The following is an 18,416-nucleotide window of genomic DNA, read 5'->3' as shown; positions in this document are numbered from 1 at the left end:
GAGATGAGGAACCACAGCGTCAACGCGAGCAAAGTCGATGGGAGTCAGGAATGAGCGGCAACGAGTCGAGAACCGACGTCGGGGAGGAGACGCCGGCGACGGCGGACTCCGCATACCGGCCGGCTCATCGGCCGCCGGTGCCTGCACCCCCGCGGGCCGACGTCGCCCTGACGGCGGCCCAAGGCCTCCACGACCACACCGATGAGCTCGCCCAGATCGCTCAGATGCCCCTGGAGGAGCGCGCAGCCGCCCTGGCCGCCATTCACGAGGACCTCGCCTCCGTCCTTCACAAGGCGGAAGGCTGATATGGCCCGGCTCATCCGCATCGACTCAGAGCTCGTGCGCCGCGGGCTGGCCCGCTCCCGCACCCATGCCGCCACGCTCATCGCCGACGGTCACGTCACCCTCGACGGCGAGGTCGTCACCAAACCCGCCCGTCAGGTCAACCCGGCCCAGGCCATCGAGATCCTGGTGCCCTCCGGAGACGACTACGTCTCCCGCGGTGCCCACAAGCTCGCCGGCGCGCTGGACGCGCTGGGCCGCCGCGGCCTGGCACCCCGCGTCGAGGGACGCCGCTGCCTGGACGCCGGCGCCTCGACCGGCGGCTTCACCGACGTCCTCCTGCGCCGCGGTGCTGAGCACGTCGTGGCCGTCGACGTCGGCTACGGCCAGCTGGCCTGGTCGCTGCGCTCCGACCCCCGCGTCACCGCCCTGGACCGCACGAACATCCGCACACTGGATCCCGAGGCCGTCGCCCCCGCCCCGGAGCTCGTCGTGGGCGACCTGTCCTTTATCTCCCTGACCCTGGTCCTCGAACCGCTGCTGCGCGCCGCGGCCGACGATGCCGACCTCCTGCTCATGGTCAAGCCCCAGTTCGAGGTGGGCAAGGACCGGATCGGGCACGGGGGAGTGGTGCGCGACCCAGAGCTCCATGTGGCCACCGTCATGACGGTGGCCGAGCGGGCCCACTCCCTGGGCGTGGGAGTCGAGGCCGTGACCGCCTCCCCTCTGCCAGGACCGGCCGGTAACGTTGAGTACTTCCTGAGCATGCACGCCTCCCGCGCCGGTTGCCCCGGGGACCTGAACGGGGACGAGCTGCGCTCCAACATCGAGGACGCTGTCGCTGCCGGCCCCGCGGCGGGCGGTGCGCGACGACGCAGAACAAGGAACCACTCATGAGCAAGCTGAGCCCCTCAGACACCAGTGCTGCGGCGCGGCCGGCCGACTCCGCCGCTCTCCACGGGTCCTCGCAGCAGCCGGGTAGGGAGCAGCACGGCCGGAGGATCTCTCGCGTCATGCTGCTGCAGCGCGAGCTCAACGACAAGCCCGTCCCCGTCCCCAGGCCCAGTGCTCCCACGGCCAGCGCCGTGGCCCGGGCCTCGGAGGCACTGCGCGCCCGAGGAGTCGAGCCGGTCGGCCCGGACTGCACCGACCACGTCGACCTCGTCCTGGTGCTCGGCGGCGACGGCACGATCCTGCGCGCCTTCGAGATCGCCCGCGAACGGGACATCCCCCTGGTGGGCATCAACACCGGCCACGTCGGCTTCCTGGCTGAGGCCGACCCCGACGGCATCGAGCAGGTCGTCGCGGATCTGGTCGCCGGCCACTACACGGTCGAGACCCGCACCACCCTGGACGTGGAAGTCATCTGTCCTGACGGGACGGTCACACGCGACTGGGCACTCAACGAGGCTGCCCTGGAGAAGCGCGACCGCGCCCGCATGATCGAGGTCGCCATCGGCGTCGACGGCCAGGCCGTCTCCTCTTTCGGCTGCGACGGCCTCATCATGTCCACCCCCACCGGCTCGACCGCCTACGCCTTCTCCTGCGGGGGCCCCGTCATCTGGCCCGAGGTCGAGGCGCTCCTCCTGGTGCCGGTGGCCGCGCACGCCCTGTTCACCCGCCCCCTGGTCCTGGGCCCCAACTCCTGCATGGAGGTCGTCGTCCAGCGGGTCGGCTTCGGAGGCGCCGAGATCTGGTGCGACGGCAGACGCAGCCTGGACGTGCCGGTCGGCGCCAGGATCCGGGTCACCCGGGCGGAGCGTCCGGTACGCCTGGCACGTTTTAACCAGGCCCCCTTCGCCAGCCGCCTGGTGCGCAAGTTCGACCTGCCCGTGGAGGGGTGGCGGGCCTCCAGCAGCGCCGATGAGGCCTACTCACCCGAGGAGGACGCGCTGCACCAGCCGATTGTCTCCTCCGCCGACACGAGCACCGACGGCGGAAGCCGGCCGGACTCCTCGGGAGGGACAGCGTGATCGAGTCTTTGCACATCGAGGACCTCGGTGTCATCGAGGAGGCCGATCTTCCCCTCAGCCGCGGCCTGACCGCCCTGACCGGTGAGACCGGCGCCGGTAAGACGATGGTGCTCACCTCGCTCGGGCTGCTGCTGGGGCAGCGGGCCGAGACCACCATCGTGCGCACCGGTGCTGAGCGCAGCCTGGTCGAGGGCGCGTTCCTGGTTGACCCGGACTCGCGTGTCGCCGCCCGTGTCGTCGAGGCCGGGGGTGATCTTGACGACGACCTCCTCCTGGCCTCTCGTACGGTCCCCGCCTCCGGACGCTCCCGCGCCTACCTGGGAGGGCGCTCCGTGCCGGCCTCGGTCCTCAGCGAGGTCGGCGGCCGGCTGGTCTCCGTCCACGGCCAGGCCGACCAGCTGCGACTGCGCTCGACCGCGGCCCAACGCGCTGCCCTGGACTCACTGGGTGGTCAGGACCACGCCGCCCTGTGCCGCCGCTACGCCCGGGCCTACCAGGCGCGCCGACAGGCCGACCAGGAGCTCCAGGAGTGGCAGGCATCCGCTCAGGCCCGAGCCGTCGAGGTCGCCCAGCTGCGCACCTGGCTCGAGGCCCTGGAGGAGGTTGACCCCCGCAGCGGTGAGGACCGGGAGCTGACGGCGGAGGCCGAGAGACTCGACCACGCCGAGGACCTGCGCCGGGCCGCCACCGGGGCCCGCACCGCACTCAGCGGGGAGGAGTCCGCCACCGGGCAGGCGCCCGATGTCGTCTCCCTCATCGCCTACGCCCACCGCAGCCTGGCCGCCGAGTCCGACCGCGACCCCGCCCTGGCTGAGCTGGCCACGCGCACCCAGCGACTGGGCATCGACGCAGCCGACATCGCCGCCGAGCTGGGCGGGTACCTGTCCTCGCTGAGCGCCGACCCGGCTCGCCTCGCCCAGGTACAGGACCGCCGCGGAGAGCTCGCCCGCGCGTGCCGGGAGATCGGCGGGCCTCAGGAGCAGCTCGACGACGTCGACGCCCTCCTGGCCTGGGGGCAGCGCGCCGCCGCGCGCCTGGCCGAGATCGACGGCCCCCAGGACACCGCCACCGTCCTGGCCGAGCGCCTGGCCGCCGCTGACGAGGAGCTGGCCAGTGTTGGTTCCGAGCTGAGCCGGGCGCGTCAGCAGCTCGGCGAGCGCCTTGAGCAGGCCGTCACCGCAGAGCTGGAGGGCCTGGAGATGAAGGGCGCTCGGCTCGTCGTCGAGCTGGACCGGCTTGATGAGCCCGGGCCCACCGGCCTTGAGAGCGTCGCCCTCTTACTCGTCTCACACCCCGGCGCTCCAGCCCTGCCCCTGGGGAAGGGGGCATCCGGAGGCGAGCTATCCCGCATCATGCTCGCCCTGGAGGTGGTGCTCGCCGACGCCGCGGCCCTGTCTCGTCCCTCGACCCACACCCGCACCCTCGTCTTCGACGAGATCGACGCCGGGGTGGGAGGCCGGGCCGCCCGGGAGATCGGCAGGCGCCTGGCCCGTCTGGCGCGACACCACCAGGTCATCGTCGTCACCCACCTGGCGCAGGTGGCGGCTTGGGCAGACACCCACCTCGTGGTACGCAAGGAGACCGTGACCGAGCCTGAGTCCCGTCCCGGCCCCTCAGAGGCGGCCGCAGGGAATGTGAGAAAGTCCCAGCCGGGGCGCACCCGCACACAGGTGTTCGTCGTCGAAGACCAAGAGAGACAACGAGAGCTGGCCCGAATGCTCTCCGGGCACGAGGACTCCCAGGCCGCGGTCCGGCACGCCGCTGAGCTTCTCCAGGAAGCAGTCATGGGACAATCCGAGCCGTGAGGAATCCCTTCCGCAGAAAGTCTGCGTCCGTCTCCGAGCATCCCAGCGGTGTTGTGCGCGTCGATGCGCGCACGAAGAAGCTCACCAAGCGTCTCCAGCCCGGGGAGATCGCCATCATCGACCACACGGACCTCGATCGGGTGGCCGCGGAGGCGCTGGTGGAGTGCGGCGCCTCGGCGGTCCTCAACGCCTCACCGTCCATCTCCGGGCGCTACCCCAACCTCGGCCCCGGAATCCTCCTCGACGCGGGAATCCCGCTCGTGGACGACCTGGGCCCCGACATCATGCGCCTGCACGACGGCCAACGCATCACCGTCGAGGACGGCTCGGTGCGGGTCGAGGGCAAGGAGCAGGTCATCGCCGAGGGATCGGTCCAGACCAAGCAGACCGTCGCCGAGGCCATGGAGGAGGCTCAGAAGGGCCTGTCCGTCCAGTTGGAGGCCTTCGCCGCCAACACCATGGAGTACATGCGCGGGGAATGGGACCTGCTCCTCAACGGCGTCGGCATGCCCTCGCTGACCACGCAGATGAGCGGCAAGCACGTCCTGGTGGTCGTGCGCGGTTACTCCTACAAGGAGGACCTGCAGGCGCTCAAGCCCTACATCCGCGAGTACAAGCCCGTCATCATCGGTGTCGACGGAGGCGCCGACGCCGTCCTGGACGCCGGCTTCAAACCGGCGCTGATCGTGGGCGACATGGACTCCGTATCCGACAAGGCACTGACCTGCGGCGCCGAGATCGTCGTCCACGCCTACCGCGACGGACGCGCCCCGGGCCTGGCCCATGTCGAGGAGCTCGGGGTCGAGCACCACGTCTTCGCCGCCACCGGCACCAGCGAGGACATCGCCATGCTCATGGCTGATGAGGCCGGCGCCGAGATCATTGTGGCCCTGGGGACGCACGCCACCCTGCTGGAGTTCCTCGACAAGGGGCGCGCCGGCATGTCCTCGACCTTCCTGACCCGGCTCAAGGTCGGCGGCCGTCTCATCGACGCCAAGGGTGTCTCCCAGCTCTACCGCACCCGTATCTCGGGGTGGTGGCTGCTGTTCCTGGCCCTGGCGGGCACCTTCGCCCTGGCCATCGCCCTGATGTCCACCCCCGGTGGACAGACCTTCCTGGGCCTGTCCGGCGCCGTGTGGGACGACGTCGTCAACTTCTTCCGCTCACTGCTGGGCCTGGCCCCGAACTCACCCACCGTCTAACGACCCCCGCCCATCTGAGAGGCAGCCCCTCTCACGGTCATCTTCAAGGTCTTCAACCATGATCGACTTCCGCTATCACCTGGTATCGCTCATCTCCGTGTTCCTGGCCCTCGCCGTCGGGGTCGTCCTGGGTGCCGGCCCGCTGCAGAACTCCCTGGGAACCGCGCTCAACGACCAGGTCACCGCCCTGCGTGAGAACCGCAACGCCACCCAGGCCAAGCTCGAGCAGACTGAGACGGCCGTCAACGAGCGGGACTCCTACATCACTCAGGCCGCCACCAGCCTCCTGCCCGGGACCCTGGCCTCCAAGAACGTGGCCATGGTGCTGTTGCCGGACGCCAAGGCCGAGGACGCCGACGCCATCGCCGCCCAGCTCAAGAACGCAGGCGCCACCGTCACCGGCCGGGTGAGCCTGACCAGCACTTGGGTGGACCTGTCCCGGGAGAACTACCGCTCCACCTTCTCCGGACAGGTCCAAGGACACCTGGGCAGCACCAACTCCAAGGACGCCAACGGCATCCTGGGGGAGGCGCTGGCCAAGGCCCTGACCGCCAACGACGACTCCTCCCGGGTCCTCATGGACATGCTGTCGGTGACAGTGGACAAGTCCGGCACTCCCTTCATCTCCGTGGACTCCACGCCCACCGCTGCGGCTGAGATGATCGTCGTCGTCGGGCCGCGTCCGCAGGCATCCTCCGGCAAGGGAGCAACCGTCGAGGCCTCGCCGGGCGAGGACCCCAAGGCCTGGGCCAAAGCGCTGGAGGGCACAGCCGGTAGGGCGCCCACAGTCGTCGTCGGCTCCGCCGACGGTGACGGCGGCGTCGTCGGCATCATCCGCTCCGAGAAGGCGAAGGTGACCACCATCGACTCCGTCGGCCAGATCGCCGCCTCCGTCTCCACGCCCCTGGCCCTGGCCTCCACCCGTGCGGGAACCACCGGGCACTACGGCTTCGACAAGGGGGCCGAGGCAGTCATGCCGCCAGTGACCAAGTAGTCCCTGTCCTCAGCGACGCAGGTGACTCGGCCGGCCCGGACGCTGCGGCCGCGTCATGGGTGGCGACGCCGCGATCGGTCCCCGCCCTGCCTTAGGCTGAGTCCATGGCTGGCACGATCACGCGAGTAAGGTCCTGCGCCCGAGACCTGGCGAGGACGGGTCTCAAGGCGGCGGGCACCGCCCTGTCCTGGTCCACCTGTCTGGCGCCCATTGCCCAGGGACTGGAGCGCACCAACTTCCACGGCCGCACCGTGAGCCTGCGCGGGGGAGTCGGGGCAGCAGCCGGTGCCGTGACGGCTGGGATCGAGGCCGGCAGGCTTCTGCGGGGCAGGACGGGCTCACCCTCACGGGCAGGACTGGCCGCCACCATCGCGGCTGGGGCCGGTGGGTGCGCCGGCCTGGTCGACGACCTCGATGCCGGGGCCCACGACGGCGACACCCCCGCCAAGGGGCTCAAGGGTCACCTCACCGCCCTGGCTCACGGGCGTGTCACCACCGGAGCCCTCAAGATCGCCGTCATCGGCTCAGGGGCGCTTGTCGGCGGTGTCCTCCTGGCCCGCCACCGATGCACGGGCGCCGGCGCACGTCTGCTGGCGTCCAGCGCCGTCGACGCCGCGTCCAGCGCCGTGGTCATCGCAGCCTGGGCGAACCTGCTCAACCTGCTCGACCTGCGCCCCGGACGGGCGCTCAAGACCGCCTGCATCGTGAGCACCCCGCTGCTGGCCACCCCCGGACGCGACGGCGAGCCCACCCGGATGCTGGCCGCGGGCACCCTGGGAGTCAGTCTCGCAGCCCTGCCGGAGGACCTCCTGGAGAACACGATGCTGGGGGACACCGGGGCCAACGCCGTCGGCGCCCTGCTGGGCACCGCCCTGGCCTGCCACCCCCACGCCGCGGTGCGCGCCGGGGCCGCCCTGAGCGGGGTGAGCCTCATCCTGGCCAGCGAGAAGGTCTCCTTCTCCCGCGTCATCAGCGAGACCCCGGTGCTGGCCGCACTCGACGGGCTGGGACGCCGCCCCTGATGACGGCCCAGCAACGCCGCGGCGGACTGCTCTCAGTGGCCGGGTCCGTCGCCGGCCTGACCCTTGTCTCCCGCGTCCTGGGGTTCCTGCGCTGGCTCGTCCAGGCCGCCACCGTCGGCACCGGAACGGTGGCGGGCGCCTACACCACGGCCAACCAGCTGCCCAACACCCTCTACGAGGTCGTCGTCGGCGGGGTCCTGGCCGCCACCGTCGTTCCGCTCCTGGCGGCACCGATCGCCGCGGGCCGGCGTGAGGAGGTCACCGCCACCGCCTCGGGGCTGCTGGGCCTGGTCCTGGCGGTCCTGACCCCACTGTCCCTGGGGCTCATCGTCCTGGCCGCCCCGATCGCCTCCCTGTTCCCCACCTCCCAGGGCGTGGACCCGACGCTTCAGCATGAGCTCGTCGCCTCCTTCCTGCGCATGTTCGCCCTGCAGGTGCCCATGTACGGGGTGGCCGTCGTCCTCACCGGTGTCCTCCAGGCTCACAACCGCTTCACCTGGCCAGCGCTGACACCGATGCTCTCCAGCCTCGTGGTCATGGCGACCTATGGTCTCTACGGGGTGCTGGCCGGCGGCGACGACGCGGCCGCCTCCAGGCTCGCCCTCCAGGTGCTGGGTTGGGGGACGACCCTCGGGGTGGCCGCCCTCAGCCTGCCGCTGCTGTGGCCGGTCCACCGGCTGGGGCTGGGTCTGCGCCCCACCCTGAGACTGGGGGGCGCCCAGGCCCGGCGGGCGCTGCGGCTCGGCGGGGCCGGGGTGTGGACGATCCTGGCCCAGCAGGTGAGCGTCCTGGTGGTCCTGGCCATGGCCCGTTGGGGAGGGCAGACCGGAACTGCTGCGGTCTATCAGTACACGCAGGCCGTCTACGTCCTTCCCTACGCGGTGCTGGCCGTCCCCGTGGCCACCGTCCTCTACCCCCGCCTGACCGCCGCCTTCGAGGCCCGCGAGCTGTCGGCGGGCAGTCCTGGCGGCACAGGCGAGGAGAACGTCAGGAGGCTGGTGGCCACCTCCACGGCCCTGGTCACCGCCGTCGCCGTGGCCGGAACCGCCATGCTGCTGGCCGCCAGCGCAGCCGCCGAGCGCTTCTTCTCCTTCAAGCAGGTCGACGGGATGGGCCAGGCGCTGGCCGTCCTGGCTCCGGGATTGATCGGCTACGCCCTCATCTACCAGGTCACCCGGGTCCTGTTCGCCGCCGACCGCTCTCGGCCCGCCGCTCACGCCACCGCGGCCGGCTGGCTGACCGTGGCGGTGGCCTGCGCCGCCTGCGTGCGCCTCATGGCGCCCGCAGGCGGGGACGGGCGCGCCACCCTCGTGGCCCTGGGAATGGGCACGACCATTGGGATGACGGTGGCTGGGGTGAGTCTGCTCGCCGTCCTGGCCCGAGTCATGGGGGGCCGGGTGCTGCGCGCGACCCTGACCGCGCTCGGTGCGGGGCTGCCCGTGGCCCTCGTCCTCGGGCTGGCCGTCCGAGAGGCGACCACCCGCGTCACCTCCCTGCCCCTGGCCGTCATCACCGCCGTGATCGGTGCCGCTGCGGCCGCGGCCCTCGTCCTGGTGGTCATCCACCTGGCTGACCGCAGCCTCCTGGCATCGGTACTTGGCGGCAGGCCGACGGTGACAACGAAGGACGACAAGGAGCAACCATGAGCGACGTCGACGCCACGAATAAGCCCGGTGCCGTACAGGACCCGCAGGTCGGGCGCCGGAGGATCCTCCAGGTGTGCGGATCGGCCGCTGGAGGGGTGCGGGCCCACCTGGCTGACTGCGCCCGCCTCCTGGCCGCCGACGGCCACGACGTCATTGTTGAGGCCCCTGCCGCGGTCCTTGACGGACTGGATATCGAGCCGGCTCGCGCCGAGCCACTCGAGATCGGCCCCCGCCCCAGCCTCAACGACACCCTGGCCGTGGCCAGGCTGCGTCGCCTGGGCCGGCGCGCCGACGTCCTTCACGCCCACGGCCTGCGAGCCGGGGCCCTGGCCGCCCTGGCCCTGGGACGACGCCGCCGCGGACGCACGCGGCTGGTCGTCACCCTCCACAACCTCACCGTCGGGGGGCGCCTGACCACCTTGGTGGGGGACAGGCTCGAGCGGCTCATCGCCCGGCGCGCCGACCTCGTCCTGGCGGTCAGCCCCGACCTGGCCGAACGGGCCCAGGATCTCGGCGCCCCACACGTCGAGCTCGCCATCATCCCCGCGGTGCCACCCCAGCAGCCCGCTGAACCGGGCGCCTCCGACGCGGCCGCGGCGGAGGATGCCTGGCCGCGAAGCGGGGCCCGCCTCCTGACCGTCGCCCGCCTGGCTCCGCAGAAAGGCCTGCCGCTGCTGCTCGAGGCCGCCGCGATCCTCTCCCGCGAGGTTGACGCCGGCCGGCTGACCGCCTTCACCTGGGCCCTCGCCGGGGACGGCCCCGGCCGCGAGCAGGCCGCTGAGCGCATCGCCGCCGAACAGCTCCCGGTCACCCTCCTGGGGCGGCGAAGCGATGCTCCGGCCCTCATGGAGATCGCTGACGTCGTCGTCCAGACCAGCCTGTGGGAGGGCCAGCCCCTCACCATCCAGGAGGCTCTGCGCGCAGGCACCGCGATCGTGGCCACCGACGTCGGAGGCACCGCCGTGACCGCCAGAGGAGGAGCCGTCCTCGTGGACCCTCAGGCCCAGGCCATCGCGGAGGCACTTCGAACCCTCCTGAGCGACCCCGATGCCCGCACTCGCGCCGCTGAGCGCGCGCAGGCGGCGGCCAGAGGCCTTTCCGGGCTCGAGGACCTGGCGGCCCAGCTGCGACAGACGGTCCTCGATCTGCACTGAGCCGCCCTGTCCCGAGCGGTAGCATCGTGGTGCCCGAGCGCCCAGCAGCGACGACGCCGGCAGCGAGAATGAGGAGCCAATTGTGGATCATCCGGTGATGAGGACCCGCAGCAGCGACGGCATAGTGAACAGCCTCGCTGACACGCGAGAACCTGGGCGGGAGCTGGTCTCCAGCGAGCGGGTCTGGAGCGGGCCGATCTTCGCCGTCGACGCCGACCAGGTGCGCCTGGGGCCCGGTCAGGAACCGGTGTCCCGTCAGGTCGTCGTCCACCACGACGCCGTCGCCGTCGTCGCCCTGCGCGAGGGCGATACATCCTCCCAGCCCGACGGCGCCGCGGAGATCCTCATGATCCGCCAGTACCGTCATCCCGTGCGCGCCTGCCTGTGGGAGATCCCCGCGGGACTGCTCGACGTGGCGGGGGAGGAACCGGCCGTCGCCGCCGCCCGAGAGCTCGCCGAGGAGACCGACTACGAGGCGGCCACCTGGCACACGCTGGCCGAGTTCTACGCCTCGCCCGGCTTCACCACCGAGGGGGCCCGGATCTTCCTCGCCCAGGACCTGACCCTGCTGCCCGAGGACCGGCGCACCGTCCGCGAGGACGAGGAGGCCGAGTTCGTGCCCACCTGGGTCCGTCTGGATGAGGCCCTCGACGCCGTCATGGGCGGCCGCCTGCACAACCCCTCCACGGTGCTCGGAGTCCTGGCTACGGTCCAGGCGCGCACCCGCGGCTGGGTGGGACTGCGTCCCGCTGACGCCCCCTGGCTGCGCAGCCCGGAGAGCCTCTAGGAACCCGCACCGGAGTAACGGCTGCAGGAGTAGCAGACAGTACAGGGCAGCAACGGGCCTCACAGCCGTGGAATCAGCGCCATTCCACTAGTTAGGTGTTCCTAAGTGAGGCTCACCTTTGATTAGGTGACGTGTTCAATCCCACCTTGCGACGCTCCGTCGTGAACTTGCCAGCGTTGAATTCGGCAAGCAAGATCTTGGTTAAACTCGTGGCACAACGACCAGCGACGCCTCGCAGGTCAGTGCCTGGAGCCGGTCCAGGGCAAGGCCGAACCGGCCGCAACGGGGCAGGCCGTGAGGCGTCGGAAGCGACTAGGGGAGGAGAACCGTCATGACTCAGAGTGACGACGACTCTACCCGGGCACGCGTTCTCGACCTCATCGCTGAGAAGGGACCGGTGTCGGCGGCGCAGCTCGCCAAGGTCCTGAGCCTGACGCCGGCCGCCGTGCGCAGGCACATCACCGCCCTTGAGGACGCTGAGCAGATCGAGGTGCACACGCCGGCCCAGACGGGCAAGCGCGGCCGCGGTCGCCCGGCCCGGCACTACGTCCTGACGCCCAAGGCCCGCACCTCCTTCGCGGAGGGCTACTCCGACCTGGCCAACCGCGCCCTGCACTACCTGTCCCAGGTGGCCGGTGACAAGGCGGTCGACTCCTTCGCCGCGGCCAGGGGCCGTGACCTCGAGCGCCGCTACGCCACCGTCGTCGAGGCGGCCGGCAAGGACCCCTCGGAGAGGGCCCGCGCCCTGGCGGACGCCCTGACTCTCGACGGCTACGCGGCCTCGGTGCGCGACGTCGGGGACGGGTCCTTCGCCGTCCAGCTGTGCCAGGGCAACTGCCCGGTGCGCGATGTGGCCGGGGAGTTCCACGAGCTGTGCGACGCCGAGACCCAGGCCATCTCCCGGCTCGTGGGCGTCCCGGTCCAGCGTCTGGCCACCCTGGCCGGAGGCGAGCACGTCTGTACCACCCACATTCCGATCGCCATGCCCGCGCTGCGCAAGCGCGCGGTTCGGGCGGCGGCTAAGACGCGAGGCCTTGAGACCAAGCGAATGGAAGGAACCCGATGACACTGCCGACAACCGAGACCACGCGTAGCACCGACGACGAGATCATCGACTCGATCTCGACGAGCTACGACTTCGGCTGGCACGACTCCGACGAGGCCGGTGAGAAGGCCAAGCGAGGCCTTGATGAGCAGGTGGTCCGCGAGATCTCCGCCATCAAGGGCGAGCCGGAGTGGATGCTGGCCAAGCGTCTCAAGGCCTACTCCACCTTCGAGCGCAAGCCCATGCCCACCTGGGGCGTGGACCTCTCCCAGCTCGACATGGACGCCGTCAAGTACTACGTGCGCTCCACGGACCGGCCGGCCAACTCCTGGGACGACCTGCCCGAGGACATCAAGAACACCTACGACCGCATCGGCATCCCCGAGGCCGAGCGCGAGCGCCTGGTGGCCGGCGTGGCCGCCCAGTACGAGTCGGAGGTCGTCTACCACCAGATCCGCGGTGACCTGGAGGAGCAGGGCGTCATCTTCGTGGACACCGACACCGCCGTGCGCGAGTACCCCGAGCTCGTCAAGGAGTACTTCGGGACCGTGGTGCCCGCCGGCGACAACAAGTTCGCCGCCCTCAACACGGCCGTGTGGTCCGGGGGCTCCTTCATCTACGTCCCCAAGGGCGTCCACGTCGAGATCCCGCTCCAGGCCTACTTCCGCATCAACACCGAGAACATGGGCCAGTTCGAGCGCACGCTCATCATCGCCGACGAGGACTCCTACGTCCACTACGTCGAGGGCTGCACCGCCCCCATCTACTCCACCGACTCCCTGCACTCGGCGATCGTGGAGATCGTGGTCAAGAAGAACGCCCGCGTGCGCTACACGACCATCCAGAACTGGTCCAACAACGTCTACAACCTGGTGACTCAGCGCGCTACCTGCGAGGAGGGCGCCACCATGGAGTGGATCGACGGCAACATCGGCTCCAAGCGGAACATGAAGTACCCGGCCGTCTTCCTCATGGGCCCTCACGCCCGCGGCGAGGCCCTGTCCATCGCCTTCGCCGGCGCGGACCAGCATCAGGACACCGGCGCCAAGATGGTCCACATGGCGCCCCACACCTCCAGCCACATCGTCTCCAAGTCGATCGCCCGCCACGGTGGCCGCAGCGCCTACCGCGGACTGGTGCAGATCATGAAGAACGCCCGGCACTCCAAGTCCAACGTGCTGTGCGACGCGCTCCTGGTCGATGAGATCTCCCGATCGGACACCTACCCCTACGTCGACGTGCGCACCGACGACGTCGAGATGGGCCACGAGGCGACCGTCTCCAAGGTGAGCGCCGACCAGCTCTTCTACCTCATGCAGCGCGGGCTGACCGAGACCGAGGCCATGGCCACGATCGTGCGCGGCTTCGTCGAGCCCATTGCCCGGGAGCTGCCCATGGAGTACGCCCTCGAGCTCAACCGGCTCATCGAGCTGCAGATGGAGAACTCGGTGGGCTGACCCACCGCAGCGGATCCTCCCTCGTCAGCCCACTCAGCCTTCGACCCACACCTCATCACACCGGCCTGCTGCCGGCCAAGGAGCACCTCCACATGCCTGAACTCTCCACCGACCACTCGAGCGCCACGCTCGACGGCGCCCACTCCCACGGCGGGCCGCGCTACGTCTCCTCGCGCGCCGACCGCCCCACCTCCTTCGACCCCGCCGACATCCCGGTGCCGCGCGGCCGTGAGGAGGAGTGGCGCTTCACGCCGATGAAGCGCTTCGCCCCGCTGTTCGACCTCGACGCCATCCGCGCGGCCACCGCCGGCCAGAGCGATGCCGGTGTCCGTATCGAGACGGACCTGCCCGACGGCGTGAGCCTGGAGACGGTCGCGCGCAGCGACGCCCGCATCGGCACCGTGGGTGCCCCGGTCGACCGCACCGGCGTCACCGCCTGGAACGGCACAGAGACCGCCACGGTGCTCACGCTGGAGCCCGGCGCCCAGCTGGAGCGGGCCGCCCGACTGAACATCATCGGCCAGGACGCACAGCTCGCCCGCCCCACCGCCCAGCACATCCTCGTCGCTGCCGAGGCCGGTTCCAAGGGAACCGTCGTCCTGGACCACACCGGCACCGCCGCCCTGACCCAGGGTGTCGAGGTGACGGTCGCCGACGGCGCCGAGCTCACCCTGGTGACCGTCCAGGGCTGGGAGGACGGGGCTGTCCATGCCTCCAACCACCGGGTCAAGGTCTGTGACCGCGGCGTCCTCAAGCACGTCGTCGTCAGCCTCGGCGGAGACGTGCGCATCTGCCCCGACCTGGGCTTCTCCGGCGAGGGCGGCCACATCGACGCCTACGGCGTCTACTTCACCGATGCCGGCCAGCACCAGGAGCACCGCCCCTACGTGGCCCACACCGAGCCCCACTGCTACTCGCGTGTCACCTACAAGGGCGCCCTCCAGGGCGAGGGGGCGCACGCCGTGTGGGTGGGGGACTGCCTCATCGGCCAGGCCGCCCGTGGCACCGACACCTACGAGCTCAACCGCAACCTGGTCCTCACCGAGGGGGCCAAGGCCGACTCCGTGCCGAACCTGGAGATCGAGAACGGCAACATCGAGGGGGCCGGCCACGCCAGCGCCACCGGCCGCTTCGACGACCAGCAGCTGTTCTACCTGCGTGCCCGCGGCATCCCCGAGACCGAGGCCCGCCGCCTCGTCGTCCTGGGCTTCTTCAACGAGATCGTCGCCGAGATCGGTGTCGACGAGGTCGAGGAGCGCCTCATGGCCGCCATCGAGAAGGAGCTCGAGCTCACCGGACTCATCACCGCCCGCACCGACCAGGACCCCGCCGCCGAGCCGGCAGCCGAGTGACAGGCCGGACCCGCACGACGGTCCGCCCACCCGCAACCAGACCACAACCCAGCTGAAAGAAACGTCGCATGAGCACTCTGCAGATCAAGAACCTCCACGTCCAGGTGGCCACCAACGACGGCCCCAAGCCCATCCTCAAGGGCGTCGACCTGACCATCGACTCCAACCAGGTCCACGCCATCATGGGCCCCAACGGCTCGGGCAAGTCCACCCTGGCCTACTCCATTGCCGGTCACCCCGACTACGAGGTCACCGACGGTGAGGTCCTCCTCGACGGTGTCGACCTGCTGGAGATGAGCGTGGACGAGCGCGCCCGGGCCGGCCTCTTCCTGGCCATGCAGTACCCCGTCGAGGTCCCCGGCGTCACCGTGGCCAACTTCCTGCGCACGGCCAAGACCGCCATCGACGGCCAGGCCCCCAAGGTGCGCCAGTGGGTCGGCGAGGTCAACCAGGCCATGAAGAACCTGCGGATGGACACCGCCTTCTCCCAGCGCGACGTTAACGCCGGCTTCTCCGGCGGTGAGAAGAAGCGCTTCGAGATCCTCCAGATGGAGCTGCTCCGTCCCCGCTTCGCCGTCCTGGACGAGACCGACTCCGGCCTGGACGTTGACGCCCTGCGCATCGTCTCCGAGGGCGTCAATCGCCTCCACGACGAGACCGACGCCGGCTTCCTCCTCATCACCCACTACACGCGCATCCTGCGCTACATCAAGCCCGACCACGTCCACGTCTTCGTCGACGGGCGCGTGGCCGAGGCCGGCGGCCCCGACCTGGCCGACCGCCTCGAGGAAGAGGGCTACGACCGCTACCTGGCCTGACAGTCCTCACCGTGCCGGGGCCGACGACGGTGCGCCGCGCAACAAGGCGCCGTCGCCGGCCCCGGCATTGAGGCAGGGGGACTAGGGTTCCTCGTGACCTCAGCCCCCGCCGTCGGCGACCATGCCCGGAACCGCCCCGCACCGAATCGGAAAGGCACGTCATGACTCAGTCCACGGCCCCACTCACCGGGGCGCCTTCGACCGGCGCGCTCAACGCGGAGGAGGTCGCCGCGATCCGCGCCGACTTCCCCTACCTGGAGCGGCCCGCCCGCAACGGCGAGGCTCTGGCCTACCTGGACTGGGCGGCCACGAGCCAGAAGCCCGCCGGCGTTATCGCCACGGAGGCCGACTTCTACCGCATGTCCAACGGCGCGGCGGGGCGCTCGACCTACCAGCTCGCCGACGAGGCCACCGCCACCTTTGAGGACGCCCGCGACGCCGTCGCCGCCTTCGTCGGGGCGCGCGGCAGTGAGCTCGTCTTCACCAAGAACGCCACCGAGGCCATCAACCTCGTGGCTCTGGCCATCGGGCACGCCAGCCAGGGCCGGTCGGCGGCCCGCGGTGGCGGGCCTTCCGCGGCCGATGACCCGGCTCGGCGCCTCATCATCGGAGAGGGCGACGAGGTGGTCGTCACCCGCGCTGAGCACCACGCCAACCTCGTGCCCTGGCAGGAGCTGTGCGCCCGCACCGGCGCCACCCTGCGCTGGCTGGACCTGACTGAGGACGGGCGCATCGATGCCGCCACCCTGGACGTCATCACCGAGCGCACCCGCGTCCTGGCCCTGACTCACGCCTCCAACGTCACCGGTGCGATCAGCCCACTCGACCTCATCCTCCCGCGCGCCCAGCAGGTCGGTGCGCTCGTTGTCCTGGACACCTGCCAGTCCGCTGCTCACCTCCCGTTGGACTTCGGCGCCCTGAAGACCGCGGGCGTGGACGCCATGGTGCTCTCCAGCCACAAGATGCTCGGCCCGACCGGCATCGGCGCGCTCGTGGCCACCGAGGAGCTCCTGGCTGCGATGCCACCGGTGCTCACCGGCGGCTCCATGATTGAGATCGTCACCATGGAGTCGTCGACCTTCATGAGCGGCCCGCCCCGTTTCGAGGCCGGCAGCCAGCCGCTGGCGCAGGCCGCGGGATGGCGCACCGCCGTGGAGTACCTGGCCCGGATCGGCCTGGACCGGCTCCACGCCACCGAGCAGGCCCTGACCCAGCAGGTGCTCGAGGGCCTGGCCCAGGCTCCCGGGCTGCGGCTGGTCGGCCCGGCCGACACGACCGACCGCCTGGGCGTGGTCGCCTTCTCCATCGAGGGAGTCCACCCTCACGACGTCGGCCAGGTCCTCGACGCCGCCGGCGTCGCCGTGCGCACCGGCCACCACTGCGCCCAGCCCATCCACCAGCACTTCGGCATCCACGCCTCCTCGCGCCTGTCCTTCGGGGCCTGCTCCACTCCCGAGGAGGTGGACCGCTTCCTGTCCGCCATCGCCGACGTCCGGCGCTACTTCCAGAGGTGAGCATGAACGAACTCGACCAGCTCTACCAGCAAGTCATCCTCGACCACTCCCGCGAGCGCCACGGCTCCGGCGCCCTCGACGCCCCGGACGCCACCAGCCACCAGGTCAACCCCACCTGTGGTGACGACGTGACCCTGGGGGTGCGCGTCAAGGACGGCAAGATCGAGGCCATCGGCTGGGAGGGGGACGGCTGCTCCATCTCCCAGGCCTCCATCTCCGTCATGCACGACCTCGTCAACGGCGCCGACCTGGCCACCGTGGCCCGCCTCGAGGCGGACTTCGATACCCTCATGCACTCGCGCGGCAAGGGCGTCGACGACGCCGTCCTGGATGACCTGGAGGACGGGGCCGCCTTCGAGGGTGTCTCGAAGTACCCCAACCGCGTCAAGTGCGCCCTGCTGGGGTGGATGGCCCTCAAGGACGCCCTGGCCAAGTCCGGCGTCGCCCTGCCCACCGTTGAGCCGAACGGCGCCGAGTAGATCAATTTCCTGACACCACTGTCCGACCCGCGAGGAAGAAGGAAGAAGCCATGAGTGACAACCCCAGCGGGATGCCGGCTGCCGCCGACAACCCCATGGCTGCCCAGCAGCCGCCGGCCCCCGTCGCCAGCACCGAGGGCGTCGATGTCGCCGCCGTCGAGGAGGCCCTGCGCGACGTCATCGACCCTGAGCTCGGTATCAACGTCGTCGACCTCGGCCTGCTCTACGGGGTGTCGATCGAGCCCGACGGCACTGTCGTGCTCGACATGACCCTGACCACCGCCGCCTGCCCGCTCACCGACGTCATTGAGGAGCAGGCCCAGCAGGCCCTGTCCCTCATTGCCGACAAGGTCCGCATCCAGTGGGTGTGGCTGCCGCCGTGGGGGCCGGACAAGATCACCCCTGAGGGCCGCGAGCAGCTGCGCGCCCTGGGCTTCAACGTCTGAGCCTCTGTCGAGGCCGCCGTCAGGTCAGGTCCTCCTCGACACCGAGGACCGCCTCGCGCAGGACACGCGCGTGGCAGTGGACGTGGTCGTGGCCGGCGAACAGGAGCGTGACGCGCCCATCGAGGGCCTCGTCGCGCAGGTGCTCGACGGCGGCGACTGCCTCGGGCCTCTCGGTGAGCTCGGCCCGGTAGGCCTCGACGAACTGGGGCCAGGGCAGGTCCCCGCTGTGGAAGGCCCGCCGCAGCTCGGTGGTGGGGGTGGCGTCCTTGGCCCACTCGTCGAGAGCGGCGCGCTCCTTGGACACGCCACGGGGCCAGAGCCGGTCCACCAGGACCCGTGCTCCGTCCTCGGCACTGGGCTCCTCACGGATGCCTTTGAGAACCACGTTGTCAGATGAAGGAAGGCGTTGACTCATACCAGCGACGCTACTCGCCCAATCC

The 18,416-nt window shown here is 70.7% G+C and carries 18 protein-coding genes; 17 read left to right on the top strand and 1 reads right to left on the bottom strand.

Features of this window, described 5'->3' with window-relative positions; genetic code table 11:
- Positions 1-50 precede the first annotated feature (50 nt).
- From HMPREF9058_RS06270 to HMPREF9058_RS06190, 17 genes are all read left to right on the top strand, one after another.
- On the top strand, positions 51-305 hold the full coding sequence (locus HMPREF9058_RS06270) for a hypothetical protein (RefSeq protein WP_009405667.1): 255 nt from the start codon (positions 51-53) through the stop codon (positions 303-305).
- 1 nt (position 306) lies between these two features.
- On the top strand, positions 307-1,179 hold the full coding sequence (locus HMPREF9058_RS06265) for a TlyA family RNA methyltransferase (RefSeq protein WP_009406349.1): 873 nt from the start codon (positions 307-309) through the stop codon (positions 1,177-1,179).
- A gap of 116 nt (positions 1,180-1,295) precedes the next feature.
- Positions 1,296-2,255: an NAD kinase gene (locus HMPREF9058_RS06260; RefSeq protein WP_009405984.1), complete on the top strand. Its 960-nt coding sequence runs from the start codon at positions 1,296-1,298 to the stop codon at positions 2,253-2,255.
- Positions 2,252-4,060, top strand: a complete 1,809-nt coding sequence (recN, locus tag HMPREF9058_RS06255; RefSeq protein WP_009747463.1) for a DNA repair protein RecN — start codon at positions 2,252-2,254, stop codon at positions 4,058-4,060. The genes HMPREF9058_RS06260 and recN overlap by 4 nt, the downstream gene beginning before the upstream one ends.
- Positions 4,057-5,262 (top strand): putative cytokinetic ring protein SteA, encoded by a 1,206-nt coding sequence (steA, locus tag HMPREF9058_RS06250; RefSeq protein ID WP_043537671.1) that lies wholly within the window; start codon positions 4,057-4,059, stop codon positions 5,260-5,262. Before recN ends, steA begins: the two co-directional genes overlap by 4 nt.
- Before the next feature lie 58 nt (positions 5,263-5,320).
- Positions 5,321-6,256, top strand: coding sequence for a copper transporter (locus HMPREF9058_RS06245; protein WP_004564682.1), 936 nt, complete (start codon positions 5,321-5,323; stop codon positions 6,254-6,256).
- A 104-nt stretch (positions 6,257-6,360) separates the two neighbouring features.
- Positions 6,361-7,278, top strand: a complete 918-nt coding sequence (locus HMPREF9058_RS06240; protein ID WP_009406170.1) for a hypothetical protein — start codon at positions 6,361-6,363, stop codon at positions 7,276-7,278.
- Positions 7,278-8,924, top strand: coding sequence for a murein biosynthesis integral membrane protein MurJ (murJ, locus tag HMPREF9058_RS06235; protein ID WP_043537670.1), 1,647 nt, complete (start codon positions 7,278-7,280; stop codon positions 8,922-8,924). Before HMPREF9058_RS06240 ends, murJ begins: the two co-directional genes overlap by 1 nt.
- Entirely contained in the window at positions 8,921-10,078 is a 1,158-nt protein-coding gene (locus tag HMPREF9058_RS06230; protein ID WP_009406398.1) for a glycosyltransferase family 4 protein, read from the top strand. The genes murJ and HMPREF9058_RS06230 overlap by 4 nt, the downstream gene beginning before the upstream one ends.
- Positions 10,079-10,175: 97 nt before the next feature.
- Positions 10,176-10,865, top strand: coding sequence for an NUDIX domain-containing protein (locus HMPREF9058_RS06225; protein ID WP_050797997.1), 690 nt, complete (start codon positions 10,176-10,178; stop codon positions 10,863-10,865).
- 331 nt (positions 10,866-11,196) lie between these two features.
- On the top strand, positions 11,197-11,931 hold the full coding sequence (locus HMPREF9058_RS06220) for a metalloregulator ArsR/SmtB family transcription factor (RefSeq protein ID WP_009747484.1): 735 nt from the start codon (positions 11,197-11,199) through the stop codon (positions 11,929-11,931).
- The gene (sufB, locus tag HMPREF9058_RS06215; RefSeq protein ID WP_004564693.1) at positions 11,928-13,367 is read left to right on the top strand and encodes a Fe-S cluster assembly protein SufB; all 1,440 of its coding nucleotides are present in this window, start codon (positions 11,928-11,930) and stop codon (positions 13,365-13,367) included. Before HMPREF9058_RS06220 ends, sufB begins: the two co-directional genes overlap by 4 nt.
- 92 nt (positions 13,368-13,459) lie before the next feature.
- Positions 13,460-14,719: a Fe-S cluster assembly protein SufD gene (gene sufD, locus HMPREF9058_RS06210; RefSeq protein WP_009405797.1), complete on the top strand. Its 1,260-nt coding sequence runs from the start codon at positions 13,460-13,462 to the stop codon at positions 14,717-14,719.
- A gap of 68 nt (positions 14,720-14,787) precedes the next feature.
- Complete coding sequence (gene sufC, locus HMPREF9058_RS06205) at positions 14,788-15,537, top strand: Fe-S cluster assembly ATPase SufC (protein WP_009405576.1); 750 nt, start codon at positions 14,788-14,790, stop codon at positions 15,535-15,537.
- Between the two features lie 161 nt (positions 15,538-15,698).
- Positions 15,699-17,051, top strand: coding sequence for a SufS family cysteine desulfurase (locus tag HMPREF9058_RS06200; RefSeq protein WP_009406378.1), 1,353 nt, complete (start codon positions 15,699-15,701; stop codon positions 17,049-17,051).
- 2 nt (positions 17,052-17,053) lie between these two features.
- Positions 17,054-17,530, top strand: a complete 477-nt coding sequence (gene sufU, locus HMPREF9058_RS06195; protein WP_009406112.1) for a Fe-S cluster assembly sulfur transfer protein SufU — start codon at positions 17,054-17,056, stop codon at positions 17,528-17,530.
- A 50-nt stretch (positions 17,531-17,580) separates the two neighbouring features.
- Positions 17,581-17,976, top strand: a complete 396-nt coding sequence (locus HMPREF9058_RS06190; protein ID WP_004564698.1) for a metal-sulfur cluster assembly factor — start codon at positions 17,581-17,583, stop codon at positions 17,974-17,976.
- 19 nt (positions 17,977-17,995) lie between these two features.
- Here the strand turns inward: HMPREF9058_RS06190 and HMPREF9058_RS06185 are convergent, their stop codons facing one another.
- Entirely contained in the window at positions 17,996-18,391 is a 396-nt protein-coding gene (locus HMPREF9058_RS06185) for a DUF488 domain-containing protein (protein WP_009406372.1), read from the bottom strand.
- Positions 18,392-18,416: the final 25 nt, after the last annotated feature.

The organism is Actinomyces sp. oral taxon 175 str. F0384 (assembly GCF_000223355.1).
Lineage (GTDB): Bacteria > Actinomycetota > Actinomycetes > Actinomycetales > Actinomycetaceae > Actinomyces > Actinomyces oris.
The sequence above is the reverse complement of the archived record's forward strand: the minus strand, read 5'-3'. Positions and strand labels throughout refer to the sequence as shown.

Excerpts from the sequence above, each read along its gene's own strand:
- HMPREF9058_RS06270 (WP_009405667.1), top strand. The coding sequence starts at position 51 with ATGAGCGGCAACGAGTCGAGAACCGACGTCGGGGAGGAGACGCCGGCG.
- HMPREF9058_RS06265 (WP_009406349.1), top strand. The coding sequence starts at position 307 with ATGGCCCGGCTCATCCGCATCGACTCAGAGCTCGTGCGCCGCGGGCTG.
- HMPREF9058_RS06260 (WP_009405984.1), top strand. The coding sequence starts at position 1,296 with ATGCTGCTGCAGCGCGAGCTCAACGACAAGCCCGTCCCCGTCCCCAGG.
- HMPREF9058_RS06245 (WP_004564682.1), top strand. The coding sequence starts at position 5,321 with ATGATCGACTTCCGCTATCACCTGGTATCGCTCATCTCCGTGTTCCTG.
- HMPREF9058_RS06240 (WP_009406170.1), top strand. The coding sequence starts at position 6,361 with ATGGCTGGCACGATCACGCGAGTAAGGTCCTGCGCCCGAGACCTGGCG.
- murJ (WP_043537670.1), top strand. The coding sequence starts at position 7,278 with ATGACGGCCCAGCAACGCCGCGGCGGACTGCTCTCAGTGGCCGGGTCC.
- HMPREF9058_RS06230 (WP_009406398.1), top strand. The coding sequence starts at position 8,921 with ATGAGCGACGTCGACGCCACGAATAAGCCCGGTGCCGTACAGGACCCG.
- HMPREF9058_RS06225 (WP_050797997.1), top strand. The coding sequence starts at position 10,176 with ATGAGGACCCGCAGCAGCGACGGCATAGTGAACAGCCTCGCTGACACG.
- HMPREF9058_RS06220 (WP_009747484.1), top strand. The coding sequence starts at position 11,197 with ATGACTCAGAGTGACGACGACTCTACCCGGGCACGCGTTCTCGACCTC.
- sufB (WP_004564693.1), top strand. The coding sequence starts at position 11,928 with ATGACACTGCCGACAACCGAGACCACGCGTAGCACCGACGACGAGATC.
- sufD (WP_009405797.1), top strand. The coding sequence starts at position 13,460 with ATGCCTGAACTCTCCACCGACCACTCGAGCGCCACGCTCGACGGCGCC.
- sufC (WP_009405576.1), top strand. The coding sequence starts at position 14,788 with ATGAGCACTCTGCAGATCAAGAACCTCCACGTCCAGGTGGCCACCAAC.
- HMPREF9058_RS06200 (WP_009406378.1), top strand. The coding sequence starts at position 15,699 with ATGACTCAGTCCACGGCCCCACTCACCGGGGCGCCTTCGACCGGCGCG.
- sufU (WP_009406112.1), top strand. The coding sequence starts at position 17,054 with ATGAACGAACTCGACCAGCTCTACCAGCAAGTCATCCTCGACCACTCC.
- HMPREF9058_RS06190 (WP_004564698.1), top strand. The coding sequence starts at position 17,581 with ATGAGTGACAACCCCAGCGGGATGCCGGCTGCCGCCGACAACCCCATG.
- HMPREF9058_RS06185 (WP_009406372.1), bottom strand. The coding sequence starts at position 18,391 with ATGAGTCAACGCCTTCCTTCATCTGACAACGTGGTTCTCAAAGGCATC.